Origin of the sequence: Profundibacter sp., from assembly GCF_965277155.1 — a bacterium.
In the GTDB taxonomy this organism is placed as follows: Bacteria; Pseudomonadota; Alphaproteobacteria; order Rhodobacterales; family Rhodobacteraceae; genus Profundibacter.
Map to the genome: position 1 here is coordinate 108490 of NZ_CBDIBV010000011.1, position 23532 is coordinate 132021.

Annotated in this window: 21 protein-coding genes; 8 read left to right on the top strand and 13 right to left on the bottom strand. The window is 59.1% G+C overall.

What is annotated here, in order from left to right; all coding sequences use genetic code 11:
* The first annotated feature begins 3 nt into the window (after positions 1 to 3).
* Positions 4 to 876 carry a MurR/RpiR family transcriptional regulator gene (locus ACQY4M_RS13030; protein WP_428544800.1) on the top strand — a complete coding sequence of 291 codons (873 nt, stop codon included), beginning with the start codon at positions 4 to 6 and terminating at the stop codon, positions 874 to 876.
* Between the two features lie 160 nt (positions 877 to 1036).
* On the opposite strand, the gene ACQY4M_RS13035 is transcribed toward ACQY4M_RS13030, so the two are convergent.
* Positions 1037 to 2263: an IS256 family transposase gene (locus ACQY4M_RS13035; protein ID WP_428539582.1), complete on the bottom strand. Its 1227-nt coding sequence runs from the start codon at positions 2261 to 2263 to the stop codon at positions 1037 to 1039.
* A gap of 183 nt (positions 2264 to 2446) precedes the next feature.
* Between ACQY4M_RS13035 and ACQY4M_RS13040 the strand changes: the two genes are divergently transcribed.
* Positions 2447 to 3988, top strand: a complete 1542-nt coding sequence (locus ACQY4M_RS13040) for a DUF4153 domain-containing protein (protein WP_428545619.1) — start codon at positions 2447 to 2449, stop codon at positions 3986 to 3988.
* A 78-nt stretch (positions 3989 to 4066) separates the two neighbouring features.
* Here the strand turns inward: ACQY4M_RS13040 and ACQY4M_RS13045 are convergent, their stop codons facing one another.
* Entirely contained in the window at positions 4067 to 5293 is a 1227-nt protein-coding gene (locus ACQY4M_RS13045) for an IS256 family transposase (protein WP_428539582.1), read from the bottom strand.
* Positions 5294 to 5432: 139 nt separating this feature from the next.
* Between ACQY4M_RS13045 and ACQY4M_RS13050 the strand changes: the two genes are divergently transcribed.
* Together ACQY4M_RS13050 and ACQY4M_RS13055 are read left to right on the top strand one after the other, a co-directional pair.
* A complete protein-coding gene (locus ACQY4M_RS13050; protein WP_428544803.1) occupies positions 5433 to 6071 on the top strand; it encodes a response regulator transcription factor in 639 nt (212 codons plus the stop codon).
* Positions 6059 to 7021: an ATP-binding protein gene (locus ACQY4M_RS13055; RefSeq protein ID WP_428544806.1), complete on the top strand. Its 963-nt coding sequence runs from the start codon at positions 6059 to 6061 to the stop codon at positions 7019 to 7021. The genes ACQY4M_RS13050 and ACQY4M_RS13055 overlap by 13 nt, the downstream gene beginning before the upstream one ends.
* A 57-nt stretch (positions 7022 to 7078) precedes the next feature.
* Here ACQY4M_RS13055 and ACQY4M_RS13060 read toward each other — a convergent pair whose 3' ends face one another.
* From ACQY4M_RS13060 to ACQY4M_RS13110, 11 genes are all read right to left on the bottom strand, one after another.
* On the bottom strand, positions 7079 to 7765 hold the full coding sequence (locus ACQY4M_RS13060) for an HAD-IA family hydrolase (protein WP_428544809.1): 687 nt from the start codon (positions 7763 to 7765) through the stop codon (positions 7079 to 7081).
* Complete coding sequence (gene gph, locus ACQY4M_RS13065) at positions 7766 to 8410, bottom strand: phosphoglycolate phosphatase (RefSeq protein ID WP_428544812.1); 645 nt, start codon at positions 8408 to 8410, stop codon at positions 7766 to 7768.
* Complete coding sequence (locus tag ACQY4M_RS13070) at positions 8407 to 8949, bottom strand: thioredoxin family protein (RefSeq protein WP_428544815.1); 543 nt, start codon at positions 8947 to 8949, stop codon at positions 8407 to 8409. The genes gph and ACQY4M_RS13070 overlap by 4 nt, the downstream gene beginning before the upstream one ends.
* Before the next feature lie 91 nt (positions 8950 to 9040).
* Positions 9041 to 9730 carry a ribulose-phosphate 3-epimerase gene (rpe, locus tag ACQY4M_RS13075; RefSeq protein ID WP_428544818.1) on the bottom strand — a complete coding sequence of 230 codons (690 nt, stop codon included), beginning with the start codon at positions 9728 to 9730 and terminating at the stop codon, positions 9041 to 9043.
* Positions 9731 to 9811: 81 nt separating this feature from the next.
* On the bottom strand, positions 9812 to 11200 hold the full coding sequence (locus ACQY4M_RS13080) for a ribulose-bisphosphate carboxylase (protein WP_428544821.1): 1389 nt from the start codon (positions 11198 to 11200) through the stop codon (positions 9812 to 9814).
* A 35-nt stretch (positions 11201 to 11235) separates the two neighbouring features.
* Positions 11236 to 12300, bottom strand: coding sequence for a class II fructose-bisphosphate aldolase (gene fba, locus ACQY4M_RS13085; protein ID WP_428544824.1), 1065 nt, complete (start codon positions 12298 to 12300; stop codon positions 11236 to 11238).
* Between the two features lie 16 nt (positions 12301 to 12316).
* The gene (locus ACQY4M_RS13090) at positions 12317 to 13522 is read right to left on the bottom strand and encodes a phosphoglycerate kinase (RefSeq protein WP_428544827.1); all 1206 of its coding nucleotides are present in this window, start codon (positions 13520 to 13522) and stop codon (positions 12317 to 12319) included.
* The gene (gene gap / locus ACQY4M_RS13095; RefSeq protein WP_428544830.1) at positions 13522 to 14523 is read right to left on the bottom strand and encodes a type I glyceraldehyde-3-phosphate dehydrogenase; all 1002 of its coding nucleotides are present in this window, start codon (positions 14521 to 14523) and stop codon (positions 13522 to 13524) included. The genes ACQY4M_RS13090 and gap overlap by 1 nt, the downstream gene beginning before the upstream one ends.
* 12 nt (positions 14524 to 14535) lie before the next feature.
* Positions 14536 to 16503 carry a transketolase gene (gene tkt, locus ACQY4M_RS13100; protein ID WP_428544833.1) on the bottom strand — a complete coding sequence of 656 codons (1968 nt, stop codon included), beginning with the start codon at positions 16501 to 16503 and terminating at the stop codon, positions 14536 to 14538.
* Between the two features lie 12 nt (positions 16504 to 16515).
* Positions 16516 to 17388, bottom strand: a complete 873-nt coding sequence (locus ACQY4M_RS13105) for a phosphoribulokinase (RefSeq protein WP_428544836.1) — start codon at positions 17386 to 17388, stop codon at positions 16516 to 16518.
* A gap of 12 nt (positions 17389 to 17400) precedes the next feature.
* Entirely contained in the window at positions 17401 to 18408 is a 1008-nt protein-coding gene (locus ACQY4M_RS13110) for a class 1 fructose-bisphosphatase (RefSeq protein WP_428544839.1), read from the bottom strand.
* 105 nt (positions 18409 to 18513) lie between these two features.
* On the opposite strand from ACQY4M_RS13110, the gene cbbR reads away from it, so the two are divergent.
* From cbbR to ACQY4M_RS13130, 4 genes are all read left to right on the top strand, one after another.
* Entirely contained in the window at positions 18514 to 19437 is a 924-nt protein-coding gene (gene cbbR / locus ACQY4M_RS13115) for a LysR family regulator CbbR (protein ID WP_428544842.1), read from the top strand.
* Between the two features lie 88 nt (positions 19438 to 19525).
* Positions 19526 to 20713 carry a CaiB/BaiF CoA transferase family protein gene (locus ACQY4M_RS13120; RefSeq protein ID WP_428544845.1) on the top strand — a complete coding sequence of 396 codons (1188 nt, stop codon included), beginning with the start codon at positions 19526 to 19528 and terminating at the stop codon, positions 20711 to 20713.
* Positions 20713 to 21900, top strand: coding sequence for a 3-sulfinopropanoyl-CoA desulfinase (gene acdA, locus ACQY4M_RS13125; RefSeq protein WP_428544848.1), 1188 nt, complete (start codon positions 20713 to 20715; stop codon positions 21898 to 21900). Before ACQY4M_RS13120 ends, acdA begins: the two co-directional genes overlap by 1 nt.
* Positions 21897 to 23504, top strand: a complete 1608-nt coding sequence (locus ACQY4M_RS13130; RefSeq protein WP_428544851.1) for a thiamine pyrophosphate-binding protein — start codon at positions 21897 to 21899, stop codon at positions 23502 to 23504. The genes acdA and ACQY4M_RS13130 overlap by 4 nt, the downstream gene beginning before the upstream one ends.
* Positions 23505 to 23532 lie beyond the last annotated feature (28 nt).

Sequence of the window (23532 nt, forward strand, 5' to 3'; positions counted from 1 at the left end):
CGAGTGACTGATCCAAGTGGCACCGTGGCCGACCGGCTGCAATCGGCCTTTGAACGGCTGACCCGCGCCGAGCGGCAGTTGGCGGATTCGATTCTTGAAAATTATCCGGTGTCCGGTCTGGGCACGATTACAACGGTTGCGGCGGGCGCGCAGGTGTCGACCCCAACGGTGGCCCGGATGGTGCAGAAGCTGGGATACAAGGGCTTTCCCGAATTTCAGGCGGCATTGCGCCACGAGCTGGAAGCCAAAATCACCGGCCCGATTGCCAAGTTCGATACATGGGCCGAACACGCCCCCGAAGGCCATATCCTGAACCGGTTTGCCGAGGCGGTGAACAGTAACATCCGCCAGACCCTGGCGCAGATGGATACGGTTTGTTTTGATCAAAGCTGTGCCTTGCTGGCCGATCCGGCGCGGGCGATTTATGTGGTCGGTGGGCGGATTACACGGTCCTTGGCGGATTATTTCTTTCTGCATATGCAGGTGATCCGCCCGAATGTGACGCATATCCAGTCGATTTCCAATGCCTGGCCACATTACTTGCTGGACATCAAAGAGGGCGATGTCATCGTTATATTCGACATCCGCAGGTACGAAAATTCTACATTGAAGCTGGCTGAAATGGCGCGGGAAAAAGGAGCGCAAATCATCCTGTTTACGGATCAGTGGCGATCACCCGTGGCGAAATATGCAGGGCATGTATTGTCCAGCCGGATTGTGGTGCCGTCGGCATGGGATTCACTGGTGGCGCCGATGGTGCTGCTGGAAACCCTGATCGCCGAGGTGCAGGAACGGTCATGGGGCGAAACCCGCCCGCGTATGGAAGCGCTGGAAGAAATGTTCGACCGCACGCGTTTTTTCCGCAAGTTCACCTGAAAACTTCATCGCCGGATGCCTGCGGCGCAGGTATTCAGGAAAAGAAGAAGGGCATGAGCGATCTGCACAAAATCTGCTGAAACGGGCATCATGCGGTTGTGTCTCGAAAGTGGTGGAAATTGATTTCAGGCACCTCCGAGCGGGTTGAGTTATGCGCCGGTCAGGCGGCTTGGTCAAGGGTTGCGTCGGCGACGGGCTGAGCGAGCGTTTCCCAGCCATCGACCTTTCGCATGACGATCTGCCCCGAGGCCATCAGAGCCCAAAGCAGCATCGGCACGGTCTCGGCGCATGGCAGCACGGTCTGGGTCTTGATGCGGCGGCGGAATTCCTCGTTCAGGCGTTCGATCGCATTTGTCGTTCTGGCCGATTTCCACTGGCCTTGTGGCAGACGCGTGAAGGTGAAAAGCTTATCTCCTGCTTCTTCCAAGCTGTCAGCGACGGCCTTGCATTTCAGCCGCCATTTTCGCAGAAATGCCTTGCGGCGGGTGGCGATTTCCTCGGGTGTTTTGGCGTAGATCATGTCGCGGTAATCTTCTGTCAACTCATCATGCATACGCTTGGGTGCCTTGGCCAGAAGGTTGCGGTGCTTGTGCACCGTGCACCTCTGGATCGGCAGATCTTCACCCCAGAGGGCAATGAGAGCGACCTCAAGTCCCGGTGCCCCGTCCACGATGACAAATTCGGGCCGTTTCAACCCGCGCGCATCCAGATCGTTGATGAACTGACGCCAGGCGGAGGTGCTTTCGCCGCCCATGTTCATCAGTGATAACAAGACCTTCTGCCCATCCCGGCGCACGCCAATCGCGGCCAGAACCGAGATATTGGTGGCCTTCCTGTCAATCCGCGTTTTGATCACGGTGCCGTCCAGGATCAGCCGCACGATGTCTTCATCCGCAAGGCTGCGGGCGCACCACGCCTGCCAGTCCACCTTCACCTTGCGCCAGGCGCGGCTCACCACATCCTTGCTGACCGCCCCCTGAAACAGGCCGAACAGGGCGCGTTTTACCCGCCGTGTGTTGGTGCCCGAAAGGTAGACAGCAGCGATCAGCGCCTCGGCCTTCTTCGTCAGCCGCTGGTAGCGGGGCAATGCCTTCGAGCGCCATTCTCTAGCCTTGCCGGCCTCGCCTGTGATCCGCGCACGCGGCACGCGCACCGTTTCGGTTCCAAATGTTCCGACCAGTTGCCGCTCGCGATGCCCGTGGCGGTATCCGGCCTTTGCCCCGCCGCTGCGGCCATACCGGCAACGGCCCAGAAACTGCTCCAGCTCCTCTTCGAAAACCGCCTCGATCGTCGCGCGGATGTTCTGGCGCAGCCGGTCTTCAATCGGGTCATAGCCTGCTTCATTGGCCAGTAGCGCGGATGTCGATGTTGCTGTATTCTTTGTCATGGCGTGATCTCCTTGGCGGTTCCAGCCGCCGGTTGGGTGGCTTCGATGCACCCGGAGATTACGCCGTCCTCGAATTTCCACCAAACTCGCGACACTACCTCATCATGCTCTGAACATTTACTGTTTAGGACTGTTTTACAAGTCGCCAACAGGCGCGGCGGGACAGTGCAAGGAGCAGTGAAGATGCGAGGATATTTGATGCGCGGTGTACCCGCGTCGGTGCGGATGGACGCGTGGTGGATGAGCGGCGAGGCCCCTGAGGTGCCGCCAGTGGACAAACCCCAGGGGGGATTGGAAACAGTGCGCCGAGCGCCGGTGCGGCTGGTGTTGTTGCTGGCGCTGATCCTGTTGGCGGACTGGTTGTTCTGGGGCTATGGCGTTGGTGTTTCGCTGGTGCTGTTCGGGGTGGCCTTGGCTGCGGCGCTCTGGCTGGCTGCAGGGCGGCGTGATTGGCGAAGGCGTGACACGCTGGCGGCGCTGGTATTCGGCGTGGGGCTGTTGCCGGTTCTGGATTATATGCAGGGGCTGTCGGTGCTGTTCTATATAGGCAGCCTGACAGGGTTTGCGATTTGGGTGGCATTGAACGGGCAGGGGCGGATGGCCGACCTGTTGCAGGCAGGTGCGCGGTTCTGGCTGTTGGCACCGGTGCAGGTATTGCGCGATGCCGGTGCCGGCGGGCAAGCCTTGGTGCGGGGGCAGGATATGCGCGGCCTGCTGCGGGCGTGGGGGTTGCCCATGGTGGCGGGTGCGGTGTTTCTGTCGCTGTTTGCAGCAGGCAATCCGGTGTTTGAAAATCTGCTTCTCCGTATTCCTGATTTTGGGGTCGATGAGGGCCGTTTGCTGTTCTGGGGGTTGATTGCCGCATTGGTCTGGCCGTTTCTGGTACTTCACAAGATGCGCCAGAGGATGCGGGTGCCTTTTCCCTTGCCCGTCACGTCGCGGCTGTCCATTCCGGCCTTGTTCAACCCGCAATCGGTGGTGAATTCGCTGGTGCTGTTCAACCTGATGTTCGCGCTGCAAACCGGGCTGGATGCGGTTTACCTGTGGGGCCATGCGGAATTGCCCAGTGGCGTTTCCCCTGCCGCCTTTGCCCACCGCGGGGCCTATCCACTGGTGCTGACGGCGCTTTTGGCGGGGCTGTTTGCGATGGTGTCGCGCCCCTATGTGCAGGATCGGCGCGGGGTGCGTGCGCTTTTGCTGCTGTGGCTGGGTCAGAATGTGGCCCTGATGGCGGGTGCGGTATTGCGGCTGGACCTTTATGTCGAGGCTTATGGCCTGACTTACCTGCGGGTGGCGGCGTTTATCTGGATGGGGATGGTGGCGGCCGGTCTGGCGCTGATCGGCTGGCAGGTGCTGCGCGGGGCTGGCAATGGCTGGATGCTGGTGCGTATGGCGGGGCTGTTGGTGGTTGTGCTGTACCTGTGCAGCTTTGTGAATTTTGCCGATATGATCGCGCGTTTCAACCTGTCGCGAGAGCCGGAAATATACGCGGTGCAGGGCGGCGACCGTGCGCCGGTGCGGCTGGATGGCGATTATATTTGCGATCTTGGGTCAATGGCGATGCCCGCGATTGCGGATTATCAACAGCAAACCGGACAACCCGTATGTGCAGCATGGAAAATGCCTGCATATCCCGAAATCGACAACTGGCGCGAATGGGGGTTTCGCAAGTGGCGTGTTCGGCGTTACCTTGCAGCGGATACCGCAATGGAAAACAAGCTATGAGCAAGAAAATCCGGTTGTGTCTCGAAAGTGGTGGAAATTGATTTCAGGCACCTCCGAGCGGGTTGAGTTATGCGCCGGTCAGGCGGCTTGGTCAAGGGTTGCGTCGGCGACGGGCTGAGCGAGCGTTTCCCAGCCATCGACCTTTCGCATGACGATCTGCCCCGAGGCCATCAGAGCCCAAAGCAGCATCGGCACGGTCTCGGCGCATGGCAGCACGGTCTGGGTCTTGATGCGGCGGCGGAATTCCTCGTTCAGGCGTTCGATCGCATTTGTCGTTCTGGCCGATTTCCACTGGCCTTGTGGCAGACGCGTGAAGGTGAAAAGCTTATCTCCTGCTTCTTCCAAGCTGTCAGCGACGGCCTTGCATTTCAGCCGCCATTTTCGCAGAAATGCCTTGCGGCGGGTGGCGATTTCCTCGGGTGTTTTGGCGTAGATCATGTCGCGGTAATCTTCTGTCAACTCATCATGCATACGCTTGGGTGCCTTGGCCAGAAGGTTGCGGTGCTTGTGCACCGTGCACCTCTGGATCGGCAGATCTTCACCCCAGAGGGCAATGAGAGCGACCTCAAGTCCCGGTGCCCCGTCCACGATGACAAATTCGGGCCGTTTCAACCCGCGCGCATCCAGATCGTTGATGAACTGACGCCAGGCGGAGGTGCTTTCGCCGCCCATGTTCATCAGTGATAACAAGACCTTCTGCCCATCCCGGCGCACGCCAATCGCGGCCAGAACCGAGATATTGGTGGCCTTCCTGTCAATCCGCGTTTTGATCACGGTGCCGTCCAGGATCAGCCGCACGATGTCTTCATCCGCAAGGCTGCGGGCGCACCACGCCTGCCAGTCCACCTTCACCTTGCGCCAGGCGCGGCTCACCACATCCTTGCTGACCGCCCCCTGAAACAGGCCGAACAGGGCGCGTTTTACCCGCCGTGTGTTGGTGCCCGAAAGGTAGACAGCAGCGATCAGCGCCTCGGCCTTCTTCGTCAGCCGCTGGTAGCGGGGCAATGCCTTCGAGCGCCATTCTCTGGCCTTGCCGGCCTCGCCTGTGATCCGCGCACGCGGCACGCGCACCGTTTCGGTTCCAAATGTTCCGACCAGTTGCCGCTCGCGATGCCCGTGGCGGTATCCGGCCTTTGCCCCGCCGCTGCGGCCATACCGGCAACGGCCCAGAAACTGCTCCAGCTCCTCTTCGAAAACCGCCTCGATCGTCGCGCGGATGTTCTGGCGCAGCCGGTCTTCAATCGGGTCATAGCCTGCTTCATTGGCCAGTAGCGCGGATGTCGATGTTGCTGTATTCTTTGTCATGGCGTGATCTCCTTGGCGGTTCCAGCCGCCGGTTGGGTGGCTTCGATGCACCCGGAGATTACGCCGTCCTCGAATTTCCACCAAACTCGCGACACTACCGAAAATCCTGATCATCGATGACGATCCGCAGATCCGCGAGGTGGTGCAGATCGGGCTGGAGCAGGCGGGTTATGCCACCATGACCGCCGGGGATGGTGCGGCGGGGCTGGCGCTGGTTGGCAGTGCGCGGCCCGATCTGGTGGTGCTGGATATCGGTCTGCCGGAAATGGACGGGTTCGAGGTTTGCCGCCGCCTGCGCGCGCAATCGCAGGTGCCGGTGCTTTTCCTGAGCGCGCGGGACGAGGAACTGGACCGCGTACTGGGGTTTGAAATGGGGGCGGATGATTACGTCACCAAGCCCTTCTCCCCGCGCGAGTTGGTGGCGCGGGTCAAGGCGATTTTGAAGCGGGTGAACGGCGCGGCGGATACCGGCGGGCAGTTGTCGCATGGCGAATTGCAACTGGATACCACGCAGCATCTGTGCCTGTTTCGCGGTGCTCCGGTGGCACTGACGGCCTCGGAAATGGCGTTGCTGGCGCATCTGATCCGGCATCCCGCACAGGTGTCGGCGCGACCGGCGCTGACGGACGCGATGTATGGGGCCAACAGTCAGGTGTCGGACCGCACGGTGGACAGCCACCTGCGCAACCTGCGCCGCAAACTGGCCGAGGCCGGTTGCACGGATGCGGTGGAAACGGTGCATGGCATCGGGGTGCGGATGGGTCCATGTCGCGGATAAGGCGCAAATGGCGCCCCACGCTGGCGCTGGTGATCGGCGGCACATTGGCGGCTGTGCTGCTGGCGCAGATGGCCGGGCTGCTGGTTGTGAAATTCCTGTGGGGATACATGCGGTATCGCTATGCCGCGTTGCTGGTCGGGGCGGGCGTGTTGCTGATCACCGTTGTTCTGGGCTGGTTGCTGTGGCGGCTGATTGTGCGCCCCGTTCAAAAACTGTCCGAGGAGAGCAAGGCCTTTGCGGCGGGCGAGGTGGAGCGGTTCAGCCCGCAATCCCGTTACGGCACGCGGGAACTGCAGGAACTGGGGCAAAGCGTGCTGGATATGGCCGATAGCCTGCACAACCGGCAGGAAACGGTGCGCAGCTATACCAGCCATGTGACGCATGAATTGAAATCGCCGCTGACAGCGCTGATCGGGGCGGCGGAACTGCTCGAGGCCGAAGGGCTGTCCGGGGAGCAGCGGGCGCAATTGCTGGGCACCGTGCGGCAATCGGCGGACCGGATGCAGGATTTGCTGGAAGGTCTGCGGCAGATGGCCAAGGCGCGTGAGCCGCTGGGGCAGGGGGAAAGCAGGCTTGATCAGGTGCTGGCCGATTTGACGGGTGATTATCCGGCGCTAAAGATGCAGGTGACGGGGGGCGAAGTATCCTTGCCGATCCCGTCCGAAGGGTTGGCCGTGATCCTGCGGCAGATGCTGGGCAATGCGGTGTCGCATGGGGCGGATCGGGTGTGGCTTGAGGCGACACCCGAGGCGCTGGTGATCAGTGACAATGGCAGCGGGATTTCGGCGGGCAACCGCAAGCGTTTGTTCGAGCCGTTCTTTACCACCCGGCGCGAGGATGGCGGCACAGGCATGGGGCTGGCGATTGTGCGCAGTTTGCTAGGGGTGCGCGGGGCCGGGATTGCGGTGCTGGACAGTGAAAAAGGGGCGGCGTTCAGGATTGAATTCTGATTTCTGTGCCAAAGAGGTTCCATGCCTGCGGCGCAGGTATTTGGGGCAAGAAGAAGATCAGGACAATTCGCGCGGAAGATGCTGTTTTTCCAGACTGGGGATCACCCGGTCGGCATCGGAGAAATCATCTGTATCAGTATAGGCCGAAGGTGTGACCAGCACCCGCAGATCGGCACCAAGGGCGGATAGGACACCGTTGCGGCTGTCTTCAAAGGCGATGCAATCGGTGGCGGGCAGGCCCAGTTGTTCCAGCGCCAGCAGGAATACGTCGGGGGCGGGTTTCTTGTTGGCCACCATGTCACCGGCGGCCACGTGGTCGAACACCTTCAGCGCGGGTTTGCCCCAGCAGCATCGGGTCAGGGCCTCGACATTGGGGGTGTTGGTGGTGGTGGCAACCGCGACCTTCAGGCCACGCACGCGCGCCGCTTCGATCAGCTCGGCCACGCCGGGGCGCAGGGACAGTTGCCCCGAGGCAAGGATTTCACCGTAGATGGCTGTTTTTTCCTTGTGGGCGCGGGCGATTTCCGCATCTGTCAGGCGGCGGTCCCCAGCGGTCAGGGTGGATTGAAACGCACGCATCCGTTCCTTGCCGCCGGTGGTTTTCAGCAGTTGGCGGTAATCGTCAACCGTCCAGTGCCAGCCCAGCCCCCATTGATCAAAGGTCCGGTTGAAAGCAGCGCGATGCGCCTCTTCTGTTTCGGCCAGGGTGCCGTCTACGTCGAAAATCAGGGCTTGCAGGGGCATTTACAGGGTGTCGATATAGGGGCCAAGGGTGGCGAAATCGTCAAAGGCAAAGGCGTGGGGCAGGTCGTCCACGGGCACCTTGCGGTAGCCTTTGGTGAACAGCGCCATGGGTTGCCCTGCCCGGTCGGCGGTTTTTGCGTCGACTTCGCTGTCACCGACATAGAGGCAGCTATCAGCGCCAAGCAGTTTCAGAGTGTGAAACAGTGGTGCGGGATCGGGCTTTTTCTGCGGCAGGGTGTCGCCACCAACAAGCACGTCAAAGAAATGTTCGATTTCCAACAGGCGCAGGATTTCGCGGGCCGGGGCCTCGGGTTTGTTGGTGCAGACCGCCAGCTTGTGGCCCTTTTCCTTTAACGCGTCCAGCAGGGGCAGAAGGTTGGGGTAAATTGTAGTCAGGGTGGCCGGATCGGCATCGTAATAGTCCATATATGCCTTGACCAGGCGGGCGTGCTGATCGGCGGGAATGCCGTTATCGGCCATCGCCAGTTCCACCAGACGCGGCACGCCGTTGCCGACATAGCCAATCACGGTTTCAAGGCTGGGGGCGGGGGCGCCCTCGTCCGCCAGCATTTTGCAGCAGGCCGCGTGCAGGTCGGGCGCGCTGTCGATCAGCGTGCCGTCCAGATCGAATACAATGGGTGTCATGCGTCTTTCCATTTGATCGAACAACCCATCGAGGGGATCTGTTCGCGTGGGCCTTGACCAGTTTCGGCGACCTGTTTCATCGCCTCGTACAGATCGCGTTTCAGGTCATCAGGCCCAGCGTTGCGACCGGATGAATCCAGACGGCCACGGTATTGCAGGCCCATGTCGGCGTTGAAGCCAAAGAAATCAGGCGTGCAGGCGGCATCGTAGGCGCGGGCCACGGCCTGGGATTCATCGTGCAGATAGGGGAAGGGTAGATCGAGTTTCTGCATATTCTCGAAGCTGTCCTCGGGGTAGGCCGTAGCATCATTCGAATTGATTGCCACCACACCGATGCCCAGTTTTTGCAGGTCAACGGCATCGCGGATGATCTTGTCCATGATGGATTTCACATAGGGGCAGTGGTTGCAGATGAACATCACCAGCGTGCCGTTTTCGCCTTTCACATCAGACAGCGAATAGGTTTTGCCATCGGATGCGGGCAGGGTGAAATCTGGCGCTTGCCAGTCAAAATCGCAGACGGGGGGTGTGACAGCCATGATGAAATCTCCAGATTTGTTGTTACGGCCTGCCGAGTGTATCCCGACAGGCCGTAGACATCAAAGGGCGTTCGCGCGGCCCTTTGGGGCGTTATTGTGCGGCCGAGGCCGCATCGCGGATGGCGCGGATGTTTTTGCCGTATACCTCGGGGGTATCGACCGAGCCGCCGTTGAACACGGCAGAGCCGGCAACCAGAACATCGGCACCGGCGGCCGCAACCAGAGGTGCGGTTTCAGGGGTGACACCACCGTCAATCTGGATGTGGATCGGGCGATCGCCGATCATTTCGCGCACTTTACGGGTTTTCTCGACGCCCGAGTGAATGAATTTCTGTCCGCCAAATCCGGGGTTTACCGTCATGATCAACACCATATCCAGCAGGTCCATGCAATATTCGATACTGGACAGCGGTGTGCCCGGATTCAGGCTGACACCGGCCTTCACCCCTTGGGCCTTGATCGCCTGAAGGGAGCGATGGATATGTGGGCCGGCCTCGACATGGGCGGTGATCATATCGGCGCCGGCTTTGGCATAGGCTTCGATATAGGGATCAACCGGCGCGATCATCAGATGCACATCCATGAAGGTTTTCACATGCGGGCGGAAAGCGCTCACAGCAGGGGGGCCGAAGGTCAGGTTGGGCACGAAATGGCCGTCCATCACATCGACATGGACCCAATCGGCGCCCTGATCCTCGATGGCGCGGATTTCCTGGCCGAAGTTGGCGAAATCCGCCGACAGGATCGACGGGGCGATTTTGATGGAGCGGTCAAAGGTCATGCTGCAAATTCCCTGCATCTGGTGGGTTGAAGTGGCGCGAATCCTTCTCCGCGCCACTGGTTCTTAGCGTGATCTGCCGCGTTATGCAGCCGAATTGATCCGCAAGGCTTCGCGCCAGTTCGGGAACAATGCATCCGCATCGCCGGGGAAGCTTTCGAAGGCGCGGGCGAACTGCTTGTGCTCTTTGGCAAATTCCAGCGGATCAGCACCCTCTTTCCAGCATTGTTCAGCCTGGCGAAGCGATATTGCGCCCTCGGATGGGCCATCAATGTGCCCGAACGCACCACCGCCGGCGGTCAGGATCAGGTTCGAGTGGCCAAGGTTTTTGAAGAAACCAGGCATCCGTAGCGCGTTCATGCCGCCCGAAATAATCGGTGTGGTCGGGTTCATGCCCAGCCATTCCTGATGGAAGTATGGACCATCGGCACTGTCGTCGGTGATCATATAGGCCATCATCTTGTCGGCGGCCTCGCCTTCCATTTTGCCAAAGCCCATGGTGCCGGTGTGAATGCCGGACGCCCCTTGCAGGCGGGCCATTTTGGACAGAACAAAAGATGTGTAACCGCGCATCGCACTGGGGGATGTGATCGCCCCGTGACCGGCACGATGATAGTGCAAGTACTGTTTAGGGAAGGTGCGGCGTGCCGTGGTGATGGCGGCGGGACCTGCCACATAGCCATCCACCAGAAAGGCGACGTGATCGGCATTTTCGCCAAAGGCTTCCAGAATGAACTCGCCACGGGCCACCATTTCATGGTGGTCATCGGCGGTGATATTGGCCGAGAACAATTTGGCCTCGCCGGTTTCATCCTGTGCGCGTTTCATTGCGTCAGCCACCAGCGTGATGGTTTCTTTCAGGGGGGCGAACACCTGATTACCCTGCGGTTCATCGTTTTTGATGAAATCGCCACCCAGCCAGAAATCATAGCAGGCATTGGCAAAGGGGGCAGGGCGTAGGCCCAGTTTGGGTTTGATGATGGTGCCAACGATAAATCCGCCATCCACATGCGGGCGCCCCAGAACATTCCACATGTCCTTGATCGTGGTCGACGGGCCGTCAAAGAGTTTCAGATAGGATGGTGGCACATAAAAATCGTGGATTTTGGCGTGCTCAATATCACCCATGCCCTGATTGTTGCCGATGGTCAACGTCAGAAACGATGCCAGCATCGCGCGCCCGTCGATGATATTGCGATCAAATAATGCCACCGGATAAGCGATCTTCATCAGATCCTTGGTTTCATCGATTTCATACACAAGCGCGTCAACGCCACGGGTGAAATCATCGGTTGTGGACACTTCTACATTGGTGCCGGTCGAGGATTCAGCGGCAAAGTGCGCGGCCGAGGCCAAATAGCTGCCGTGACCCGGTTTCGGTTTCATGATGTAGGCTACAAGCACATGGTTGTTGCCGGCGATAAGGTCTGCCTCTTTCAGCGAGAGGTCTGCATAACGGTCTGACTGGTCCATTTCTGGTCTCCTTTTTAGGGGCCTTTAGGGCCGGATTAAGCGGTTTTCGGGTCAAGCGTGCCGTCGGCGTAACGCTTGGCCATGTCATCCATCGGGATGACCTTGATTTGCGCGGCGTGCCCGGCGGTGCCGAAACGCTCGAAACGGTCTTTTACCAGTTTCTCCATTTCCGCCATCGCGGGGATCAGGAACTTGCGCGGGTCGAACTGGGTCGGGTCTTCCATTGCGACCTTGCGGAACTGGCCGGTCAGGGCCATGCGGTTGTCGGTGTCGATGTTCACCTTGCGCACGCCCATTTTGATGCCTTTTTCGATCTCTTCGACCGGCACGCCATAGGTTTGCGGCATCTCGCCACCGTATTTGTTGATCAAGTCCTGCAGATACTGTGGTACCGAGGACGAGCCGTGCATCACCAGATGGGTATCAGGCAGTTTGGCATGGATCGCAGCGATCTGGCTCATCGCCAGTGTTTCGCCGGTGGGTTTGCTGGAAAACTTGTAAGCACCGTGGCTGGTGCCACAGGCGATTGCCAGCGCATCCACCTTGGTTTTCTTGACGAAATCAACGGCTTCGTCGGGATCGGTCAGCAGTTGCTCCATTGACAGTTTACCAACCGCGCCCGAGCCGTCTTCTTCCGCCGCTTCGCCGGTTTCCAGTGACCCCAGCACGCCCAACTCGCCCTCGACCGAGGCACCGACCCAATGGGCCATGCGCGAAACCCGTTCGGTGATGTCGACGTTGTATTCATAGGACGCCGGTGTCTTCATGTCGGCCTCAAGGCTGCCGTCCATCATCACCGAGGTAAAGCCATAGCGGATGGCCGATGCACAGGTCTGTTCGTTGTTGCCGTGGTCCTGGTGCATACAGATCGGGATATCGGGGTACATTTCCGACAGCGCCTGGATCATATGACGCAGCATGATGTCGCCGGCATAAGAACGCGCGCCGCGGCTGGCCTGCAGGATCACCGGCGCGTCACAGGCGGCGGCGGCCTTCATGATGGCCAGCCCCTGTTCCATATTGTTGATGTTGAATGCGGGGACGCCATAGTCATTTTCGGCGGCGTGATCCAGCAGTTGACGAAGTGTGATAAGTGCCATTGATCGTTTCCTTTGATTAAGCTGCTTTAGCGCGTGTCAGTGCGGCCAGACCGGGCAGTTCCTTGCCCTCGAGCCATTCCAGGAAGGCCCCACCGGCGGTGGAGACATAGGTAAAATCATCCGCCGCATCGGCGACATTCAGGGCGGCAACAGTATCGCCGCCACCGGCCACGGACACGGCCAGACCCGCGCGGGTCATTTCGGCGGCGGTGCGGGCCAGCATTTTGGTCGAATGGTCGAACGGCGGGATTTCAAAGGCGCCAAGCGGGCCGTTCCACAGAATGGTCTGGGCACCGGCCAGTTCGGCCTCGAAATCGCGCAGGGCTTCGGGGCCTGCGTCCAATATCATTGCATCCTCGGGGCAGGCGTCATTTGCGACGATCTGCTTGCGGGCACCGGCCTTGAATTCGCGCGAAACGACAACATCGATAGGTAGTAACAGTTTGCAGCCCGATTTTGCCGCCAACGCGCGGATTTCCTTGACGGTTTCAATCTGGTCGGCCTCGTGCAGGGATTTTCCCATCGGTGCGCCATCGGCAAACAGGAATGTGTTGGCCATGCCACCACCGATGATCACGGCGTCCAGTTTGCCGACAAGGTTTTTCAGCACAGCGATTTTGCTGGAAACCTTGGCTCCGCCGACAATTGCCACGCTGGGGCGTTTGGGGGCTTCCAGCGCTTTGGTCAATGCCATCACCTCTTCCAGCATCAGCGGGCCAGCGGTTGCGGGCATCTGATCCGCAATCGCGGCGGTCGAGGCGTGGGCGCGGTGGGCGCAGGAAAAGGCATCGTTGATGTAGATGTCGCCGAGGCGGGCAAATTGCGCCGCCAATGCGGGATCGTTGGCCTCTTCGCCCGGCTCGAACCGGACGTTCTGGCACAGCAGGGCCTGCCCCGCACCCAGATCGGCTGCGGCAGCTTCAGCTTCCGGGCCAACACAAGCGTCGGTGAAAAACACATCCACACCCAACGCATCGGCCAGAGTTTCGCGGATGCTTTCGGTGGACAGATCGGGGTTACGCTGCCCTTTGGGGCGGCCAAGGTGGGTCACGATGACAAGGCGTGCACCTTTGGCCAGCAGAGGTTTCATCCCTGCCGCAAACCGTGTGATGCGGGTGGCGTCCGAAACCGTGCCGTCATCATTGAACGGCACGTTCAGATCGGCGCGCACCAGCAGGCGTTTGCCGGAAACATCCATATCCGTGATCGCGGGGATGCCCATTAGATCAGCGCCCCCATCGCAACAGCGGTGTCGCCCATGCGGTTGGAGAAACCCCATTCGTTGTCATACCATGTCAGAATGCGCACCATATTGCCGGACACGACTTTGGTCTGGTCCATGTGGAAGATCGAGCTGTGCGGGTTGTGGTTGAAATCGATCGACACATTTGGCACCTCGGTATAGCCCAGCACACCCTTCAGCGGGCCGTCGGCGGCGGCTTTGATGGCGGCGTTCACTTCCTCGATTGTGGTGTCGCGGCTGGCCTCGAATGTCAGATCCACGACCGAGACATTCGGGGTGGGCACGCGGATGGCTACGCCGTCCAGCTTGCCGGCCATTTCGGGCAGAACCAGACCGACGGCCTTGGCGGCACCGGTTGATGTCGGGATCATGCTGATGGCAGCGGCGCGGGCGCGATACAGGTCTTTGTGCATCGTATCCAGCGTGGGCTGATCACCCGTATAGCTGTGGATCGTGGTCATGAAACCGTGGTTAATGCCGATGGCATTGTGCAGGGTTTGTGCCACGGGTGACAGGCAGTTGGTGGTGCAGGACGCGTTGGACACGATGATGTCGTCCTTGGTCAGCACATTGTGGTTCACGCCGTAAACGATTGTTTTATCGGCATTTGCACCGGGGGCCGATATCAGAACACGGCTGGCACCGCTTTTCAGCAGCAGTTCGGCCTTGTCCTTGGCGGTGAATATGCCGGTGCACTCCATCGCGATGTCAACATCGTTCCACGGCAGGTCTTCGGGGTTGCGGATGGCGGTGACGCGGATTTTGCCGCGGCCAACATCAATCCAGTCATCACCCGTTGTTACGGTGGCAGGGAAACGGCCATGCACGCTGTCAAACCGCAGCAGGTGGGCGTTGGTTTCCACCGGACCCAGATCGTTGATGGCGACCACTTCGATATCTGTGCGGCCGGATTCGATGATGGCGCGCAGGATGTTGCGGCCGATGCGGCCAAAGCCGTTGATGGCTACTTTTACAGTCATGTTGTCTCTCCCTTAAAGCAGGTTTTTGGCGGCTTTTGCCACGGCGTCAGCCGTGATGCCGAAATGTTCATAAAGTTCATCCGCTGGGGCCGAGGCCCCGAAACCGGTCATGCCGACAAAGGCGGAATTATCGCCCAGCAGCTTGCCCCAGCTTTGCTCGATCGCCGCTTCGACTCCAACGCGCGGGGCGGTGCCCAGAACGGATGCGCGGTAAGCCGCGTCCTGCTCTGCGAACAGCTCGAAACAGGGGGCCGAGACCACGGTGGCCTTGATGCCGTCGGCGGCCAGTTGATCGGCGGCATTCATCGCGATTTCCACTTCGGAACCGGTGGCAATCAGAGTCACATCCCGTTCGCCTGCGGTGTCGCGCAGAACGTAGGCACCTTTTGCAACCATATTGGTGTCGGTGTGGTTGGTGCGCAGGCAGGGCAGGCCTTGACGCGACAGGGCCAGCACCGACGGTGTGCTTTCGCTTTCAATCGCGATCTGCCAGCTTTCGGCGGTTTCCACCACATCGGCGGGGCGGAACACATAGGTGTTGGGCATGGCGCGCAAGGACGCGACGGTTTCCACCGGCTGGTGCGTCGGGCCGTCTTCGCCAAGGCCAATGCTGTCATGGGTCATCACATATGGCACCGGCAGACCCATCAGGGCCGACAGGCGGATGGAACCACGGCAATAATCGGCAAAGGCCAGAAAGGTGCCGCCGTAGGGCAAAAAGCCCCCATGCAGCGACAAACCGTTCATCGCTGCCGCCATGCCATGTTCGCGCACGCCGTAATAGATGTAGCTGCCGCCGTAGTTGCCTTTGGAGACCGGCTCCATCCCGTCGGTTTTGGTCAGGTTCGAGCCGGTCAGATCGGCCGAGCCGCCGACAGTGTTGGGCAGGGTGGCGTTGATCACTTCCAGCGCCATCTGGCTGGCCTTGCGGGTCGCAACCTTTGGCGCGTCTTGCGACAGGCGGTGTTTATAGGCGTTGATCGCCGCATCCAGCGCCGCTTTGTCCGGCCCTTTCAGCGTGGCGTTGAATTCGTCTGCACGGCCCGAGGCCGACAGACGTTTATCCCAGTCCAGTCGCGCCGCCTTGCCGCGGGCGGCGATGGCGTGCCAGTCGTCATAGACGTCGGACGGGATTTCAAAGGGGGCGTGAGGCCAGCCAAGGGCCTCACGCGTCAAGGCGATTTCGTCATCCCCCAGAGGTGCACCATGAGTGGCGGATGTGCCTTGTTTGTTGGGTGCGCCAAATCCGATAATCGTTTTGCAGGCGATCATGGATGGCTTGTCACTGGCCTTGCGGGCCGCTTCAATCGCGGCTGCAATGGCGTCTTTGTCGTGGCCGTCAACCGACTGGACATGCCAGCCTGCGGCCTCGAACCGTTTTTGCTGATCGGTGCTGGTGGACAGGTCGGTTTTGCCATCAATGGTGATCGAATTGTCATCCCACATCAAAATCAGGCGGCCAAGACCCATGTTTCCAGCAAAATCAATGGCTTCGTGGCTGATCCCTTCCATCAGACAGCCGTCACCGGCGATCACATAGGTATAGTGATCGACCAGATCATCGCCAAAGCGCGCATTCTGCATCCGTTCGGCCAGCGCCATGCCGACAGCGGTGGAAATACCCTGACCCAGCGGGCCGGTGGTGGTTTCGATCCCCTTGGCGTGACCATATTCGGGATGGCCGGCGGTGCGGAACCCCATCTGGCGGAAATTGCAGATCTGGTTCATGTCCATGTCGTCATAACCCAGCAGGTGGTTGATGGCATAAACCAGCATCGAGCCATGCCCCGCCGACATCACAAAACGGTCGCGGTCGGCCCATTTATCGGCGGTGGGGTCGATCTTCATGAAACGGTTGAACAAAACGGTGGCCACATCGGCCAGCCCCATGGGGGCGCCGGGGTGGCCGGAATTGGCGGCCTGAACGGCGTCCATTGCAAGGGCACGGATGGCGTTGGCCATTTGGGTTTCGTTGGTCATTTTCAGGCCTCCTTATGCGCGCTTGGATTCGGAAATCAGCCGTTCCACCAGCGGGGTAAAGATCAGCTGCATTGCCAGCTCCATCTTGCCGCCGGGCACCACAATGGAATTTGCACGGCTCATGAAACTGTCGTGGATCATGGATTGCAGATATGGAAAATCAATGCCACGCGGGTCTTTGAACCGGATTACGACAAGGCTTTCGTCAGCCGTGGGAATCCAGCGGGCAATCATCGGGTTTGATGTATCCACAATCGGCACGCGCTGGAAATTGATGTCGGTTTCGGTGAATTGCGGCATGATGCAATGCACATAGGCGTGCATGCGGCGCAGGATTACGTCGGTTACGGCCTCGGTTGTGTAGCCGCGCTGGTGCTTGTCGCGGTGGATTTTCTGGATCCACTCAAGGTTTACCACCGGCACAACTCCGATTTTCAGATCGGCGTATTTCGGCAGGTTGATCTTGTCGTTTTTCACGGCACCATGCAGGCCCTCGTAAAACAGCAGGTCTGTGCCCGGCTCGATGTCTTCCCAGTCGGTAAACGTGCCCGAAGCCGCGCCCAGTGCCGCGCCTTCTTCGTCGTTATGCACATAATAGCGTTTCTTGCCGGTGCCGGTTTCGCCATAGGCTTTGAACACCGCTTCCAGTTCTTCCAGCGCGTTGGCCTCATAGCTGAAGTGGCTGAAGGTGTGGTCACCTTTGGCATAATGCTGGTCCAGCTGCTCTTTCATCGCCGCACGGTCATATTTGTGGAACGCATCGCCCTCGATGGTGGCGGCGGTCACGCCTTCACGGCGGAAAATCTGCTCGAAAGTGTCTTTGACGGTCGAGGTGCCAGCGCCAGAAGAGCCGGTGACCGAGATGATGGGATGTTTCTTGCTCATGTCATGGTTTCCTTAATCACGAAACAGGCCGCGCTGGCCAAAAAGGGCTGAGACTTCTTTTTCGGGTAGGTCGTGGTATGAAGCGAGACGATCGACCTTCATCGGTGTGCCAAACACAAAAGGCGTGCGTGCGTGCAGCTCTTTGGCGGTTTGGTCAAGGATGCGGTCATGTTCGTTTGTGGCGTGGCCTTCGGCCTGTTCCACCAGAAACGCCATTGGTGCGCATTCGTAAACCATGCGCAGGCGGCCGTTGCCATATCCGTCGCGTGCGTCGGATGGGTATAGGAAAATGCCACCGCGGGTTAGAATGCGATGGGTTTCGGCCACAAGGGAGGCCACCCAGCGCATGTTGAAATTGCGCTCGTGGATACCATCGGCACCGGCGATGCAATCATCGATATAGGCGCGCACGGGTTTGGACCAATGGCGATAATTCGAGGCATTGATCGCGTATTCAGTCGATTCCTTTGGCACGACCACATGATCATTGGCCAGTTCGAATTTGCCCGAATCCGGGCTAAGAACATAGAACAGTGTGCCGTTGCCGAAGGTTACCATCAGGCCGGTTTGCGGGCCAAAGATGATATAGCCGGCTGCAATCTGTTCGCTTGCCGGACGCAGGAAGCTTTCGTTTGCGCCCTCGTTGGCCTCGAAGATCGAAAAGATTGTGCCGATCGAGACATTCACATCAATGTTTGACGATCCATCCAGCGGGTCGATCGCCAGTGCGTAACGCCCCTTTGGGTCCAGTTCGACCACTTCTTCCTGTTCTTCCGAGGCGTACCAGCGCACGCCCAGCGATTTCAGCGCCTCGGCGAATGCTTCGTCTGCCATCACGTCCAGCGCTTTTTGCTGGTCGCCATCGCTGTTTTCGCCAACTGCACCGCCCAATGTTTGCCCCAAAGGGCCACGGGCGATGGTTTTGGCCAAATCCGCACCAACAGTGCAAAGACCGTTGATCAGAGGATATAAATCCGCCGGGATTTTTTCGTTTCCGATGATATTTTCGTCCGACTGCATAATAATCCCCCCGATTCTGGTGCAGTTTCGGTATTTTTATTAGCATTCCATAGTTTGAATGATTATAGAATTTAAAAGAATAGAAGTTGCGTTAAGGAAAATTTAATGCCGAAGCTGGATGCAGTTACTTTCAAACAGTTACGCGCCATTCGCGCTGTGGCTGAAAACGGAACTTTGTCGGCTGCGGCCGAAGCTGTGGGGCTTACACCGCCTGCGATCCACACGCAATTGCGGATATTAGAAGAGAATCTGGGCTGTAAGCTGGTGGATCGGGGCGGGGCGCAAGGGGCGCGACTAACGGCGGAAGGGCAGGCGGTGCTAAGGGCGGAATTCACCGTTCACAGTGCCTTGGAAAATTGCCTGCAACAAGTGCGGGCGCTGCGGGACGGGCAAAGCGGGGTTGTGGTGTTGGGGGTGGTTTCCACCGGTAAATATTTTGCTCCGGGTCTGGTGGCGATGTTACAGCAGCATTACCCAGATATTGACGTGGTGCTGCGGGTCGGGAACCGCGACGCGATCATGCGGGCGTTGCAACAACAGGCGCTTGATCTGGTCATCATGGGGCGTCCGCCACGCAGTCCGATCATGGAAACCGTGGTGATCGGGGACCATCCGCATGTGATGATTGCCGCGCCTGAACACCCGCTGGCCGGACGAAAGGATATTACCGCGCAGGAATTGCTGGCGCAGACGTTTATTGCCCGCGAGGAAGGGTCGGGCACACGGATCATGATGATCCGCTATCTGGACCGCATTGGCGAAGGCACGCCTTACCGCAGCATTGAAATGGGCACCAATGAAACCATCAAACAGGCGGTGATTGCGGGGCTGGGGGTGGCGCTGATCTCGCAGCATACTGTGACCGAAGAATTGCGCACGGGTCGTTTGGCGACGATTGAATCCGCTGGTCTGCCGATTGCCCGAAAATGGTTTTTGTTACACCGGCAGGATCTGCGCGTGACCCCCGCGATTGCCACCGTTCACCGGTTCATTTCCGATCTGGAGGGGTCGTTTTTGCCAAAGCTTTAGGCGATAATGCGGTTCAGGATTGCCCAGTGGCCTAAAGCGGGCATAAAGTCCGGATAGGCGACTCGCAGGACAAAAGGATTTTCAGGGAATGGTTGATAATACCGGCCCGCTAAAGGGGCTGCGCATTCTAGACATGTCGCGTATTCTTGCGGGACCCTATGCAACACAGTTGCTGGGCGATATGGGGGCTGATGTAATCAAGGTTGAACGCCCCGTGGTGGGCGATGACACCCGCGCATGGGGGCCGCCCTATGTGACCACGGCCGATGGCGAGGCCACTCGCGAAAGCGCGTATTATATGTGCACCAATCGCAACAAGCGTTCCATAGCTGTGGATATGGCCGATCCGGAAGGGGCCGAAACACTGCGTCGTCTGGCGGAAAAGGCCGATGTGGTGATCCAGAATTTCAAAGTGGACGGGTTGGTGAAATACGGGCTGGATTATGAGGCGTTGAAAACCCGCAATCCGGCGCTGGTTTACTGTTCGATCTCGGGCTTTGGCCAGACCGGCCCGAACCGCGATAAACCGGGGTATGATCTGTTGGCGCAGGGCTATGGCGGGATGATGAGCCTGACGGGGGAACCGGATGGCGAGCCGGTCAAGGTGGGCGTTGGTATCGCCGACATCATGTGCGGCATGTATGCCAGCAATGCCATTCTGGCCGCTTTGCGCCATCGTGATGCGACAGGCGAAGGCCAGCATATCGACATCGCACTGGTGGATACGCAGATTGCCTGGCTGGCGAATGAGGGTGTGAATTATCTGGCCTCGGGTCAGGCCCCCAAACGGCGTGGCAACCAGCACCCCAACATCGTGCCCTATCAGGTGTTTGAATGTGCCGATGGCCATGTGATCGTGGCGGCGGGTAATGATGGCCAGTTTGCCCGTTTCGCCGCCCTGATCGGCATGCCCGAACTGGCCAAGGACGAACGCTTTACCCTGAACACCGCCCGCCTGGAGAACCGCGAGGTGCTGATTGCGCTGTTGTCGGCGCGCCTTAAACAGATGGAAAAGGGCGCGCTGGTCGCTGCGATGGAGGCCAACAACGTGCCGGGCGGCGAGATTAACACCGTTCCCGAAGTATTCGAAACCGATCAGGTTGCCGCACGCGAGATGAAGATTTCCATGCCACATCCGTTGGCCGCCAAGGGCCATGTCGATTTGATCGGAAATCCGGTGAAATTCAGCGCCACGCCTGTTAGTTACCGACAATACCCGCCGATTTGCGGGGAACATACCGACGAAGTTTTATCTGAATGGTTGAAGGAAGAGTAATGTTTGATTTAACGCCTGAACAACACCTGATCCGCAATACTGTGCGGGAATTGGCTCAGGGGGTCATTAAATCCCGCGCCGCAGACGTAGACCGCACCGAGGAATACCCTTGGGAAAATGTGCAGTTGCTGGTTGAGGCCGGCTTGATGGGCATGTGTATTCCCAAGAAACATGGCGGGGCCGGGGCATCCTATCTGGACGCCGTTCTGGTGGTCGAGGAAATGGCCAAGGCTTGCGGTGTAACAGGCCGGATCGTGGTCGAAGGCAATATGGGCGCAATCGGGGCGATTTGCGCTTATGGCAGCAAAAAGCAGATTGATCGCGTCGCACCACTGGTTCTGGCGGGGGATAAGCCTGCGATCTGCATCACGGAACCCGGCGCAGGGTCGGCAGCCACCAGCATGACAACCGTCGCGGTCAAGAAAAAGGACAAATACATCCTGAACGGGGTGAAGCACTGGATCACCGGCGGCGGGGTTTCGCGGGTGCATCTGGTCTTTGCACAGGTTGTCGAAAATAGTGAACGGCAGGGCATCGGTGCTTTCATTGCCGTGCGAGGCGAGGACGAAGGCATGAGAATCGGCCATCGCGAACCGGCAATGGGCCTGCGCGGAATCCCTGAAACGGAAATCATATTCGAGAATATGGAGATTTCCGCCGATATGGCGCTGATCCCGCCGCAAGGGCTGCGGCGCGGGTTTGGCGGGTTGATGGATGCCTACAACGCCCAGCGGGTCGGGGCGGGCACTGTTGCGCTGGGCGTGGCGGCAGGGGCTTATGAAACTGCAAAGGATTATTTGAAAACGCGCGAGCAGTTTGGCCGTCCAATTGCCGAGTTTCAGGGGTTGCAATGGATGATTGCCGATATGGACGTGGCACTGGAATCCGCACGGCTGATGCTGTGGCGCGCGGCCTGCAGCGGCAACGGTTTTCCCGACCCGCTGCTGGCGGCGCAGGCCAAATTGCTGGCTTCGGAAACGGCGGTGAAGGTCACGAATGATGCACTGCAACTGCATGGGGCGGCGGGGTATTCGCGTGATTTGCCGCTGGAACGCATGGTGCGTGACGCGCGCATGTTTACCATCGGTGGTGGCACGGCGCAGATGCTGCGTAACCTGATTGCGGGACGGGCGCTTGATATGAAAACCCCGCAAACGCGCGACGGTTATTCGCGACTGGCAAAATGAACGCAGCACAGATCATCGCCAATGGTTTGGCGGGGGCGGGGTGCCGCCACGCCTTTGGTATGCCGGGGGGCGAGGTTCTGGCCCTGCTGGATGCGCTGCGGGTGGCGGGGATCGAATTCACACTGGTAAAACATGAAAACGCGGGCGGCTATATGGCCGAGGGCAGTTGGCACGCTACCGGGGCACCGGGCATCTTGTTGGCCACCATCGGGCCGGGGGTGTCGAATGCGGTGAACACCGTGGCCAATGCCTATCAGGAACAAGTGCCGCTGATCGTGTTGACGGGGTGTATCTCGCATACGATGGCGGCGCAGTTCACCCATCAGGTAATTGATCATGTGGCGCTGTTTTCATCCATTACCAAGGCCACTTTGCGGGTGGATCAGGGGACGGCGGCGGTGATGGTGGATAAGGCCTTGTCGATTGCTCTGTCTGATCCGCCCGGGCCGGTGTTGCTGGAATTACCCGACGAATATCTGGATGCGGCGCATTGGCAGGAACCCGATCGCACCCCTGCCGCGCCCAAGCTGGCCGAGGCAGGAAACTGGGCTGACGGCAGCAAAACGCTGCAACAGGCCCGTGACATGTTTGCAAAGGCCGAAAAACCCATTGTTCTGGCAGGGATAGGCGCGGTTCATCATGCGGCAACGCCGGCTATTCTGGAACTGGCCGAAAAACATCAGGTCCCAGTTATAACCACCTATAAAGCCAAAGGAATACTTCCTGAAGATCATCCGATGGCTCTGGGCGGGCACGGGCTTTCGCCGCTGTCTGACAAAACCATCCTTCCACTGCTGGCAAAATCCGATTGCGTGATCCTTGCGGGCTATGATCCGATCGAGATGCGCAGCGACTGGATTAATCCATGGCAACCGGAAAACGCCATCGAAATCATGCACGCCGCCAATGAGCACGGGATGCACAGGGCGGCCGTGCGGTTTGTCGGGGATGTTGGCAAGGCACTGGCCGCTTTATGTGCACCGAATGATCCCGTCTGGCCGGATGGTGAACCCGCCGTTGCCAAGGCCGAACTGGCCCGCGCTTTTGCCATACCTGATGAGTGGGGACCACACCAACTGTTCGCCACATTGAATGCGGCCTTGCCACAGGATGCTATTACCACGGTTGATACCGGTGCCCATCGCATCCTGCTGAACCAAATATGGCGTTGCGATCACCCTGAAACACTGCTGCAATCGGCTGCCTTTTGCTCGATGGGCGTCGCTGTGCCGCTGGCTATCGGCTATAAACGCGCGGCCCCCGATACGCCGGTTTTGGCCGTGGTGGGGGATGCGGGCTTTGATATGGTGGCTGGTGATCTGGCAACCCTGCGCGAAATGCAGGTGCCGATGGTGATTGTGGTGCCGGTTGATAACAGCCTTGCGCTGATCGAAAAGAAGCAGACGGCGATGCAGTTGAATGCCCATGGTGTGCGCTTTGCAGGATCCGACATTCCTGTGATTGCGCAAGCCTACGGGGGCATTGGCGAAGTGATTCAAAGCAAGGATGATCTGCTATCTGCCCTTGCCGATGCCTGGAGTCGAAACACCTTCACTGTCCTTGCCTGTCCGATTGATAAATCTGCTTATGACGGTTCATTCTAAGGGGGTGCAATCCACCCCGAATTTCAAA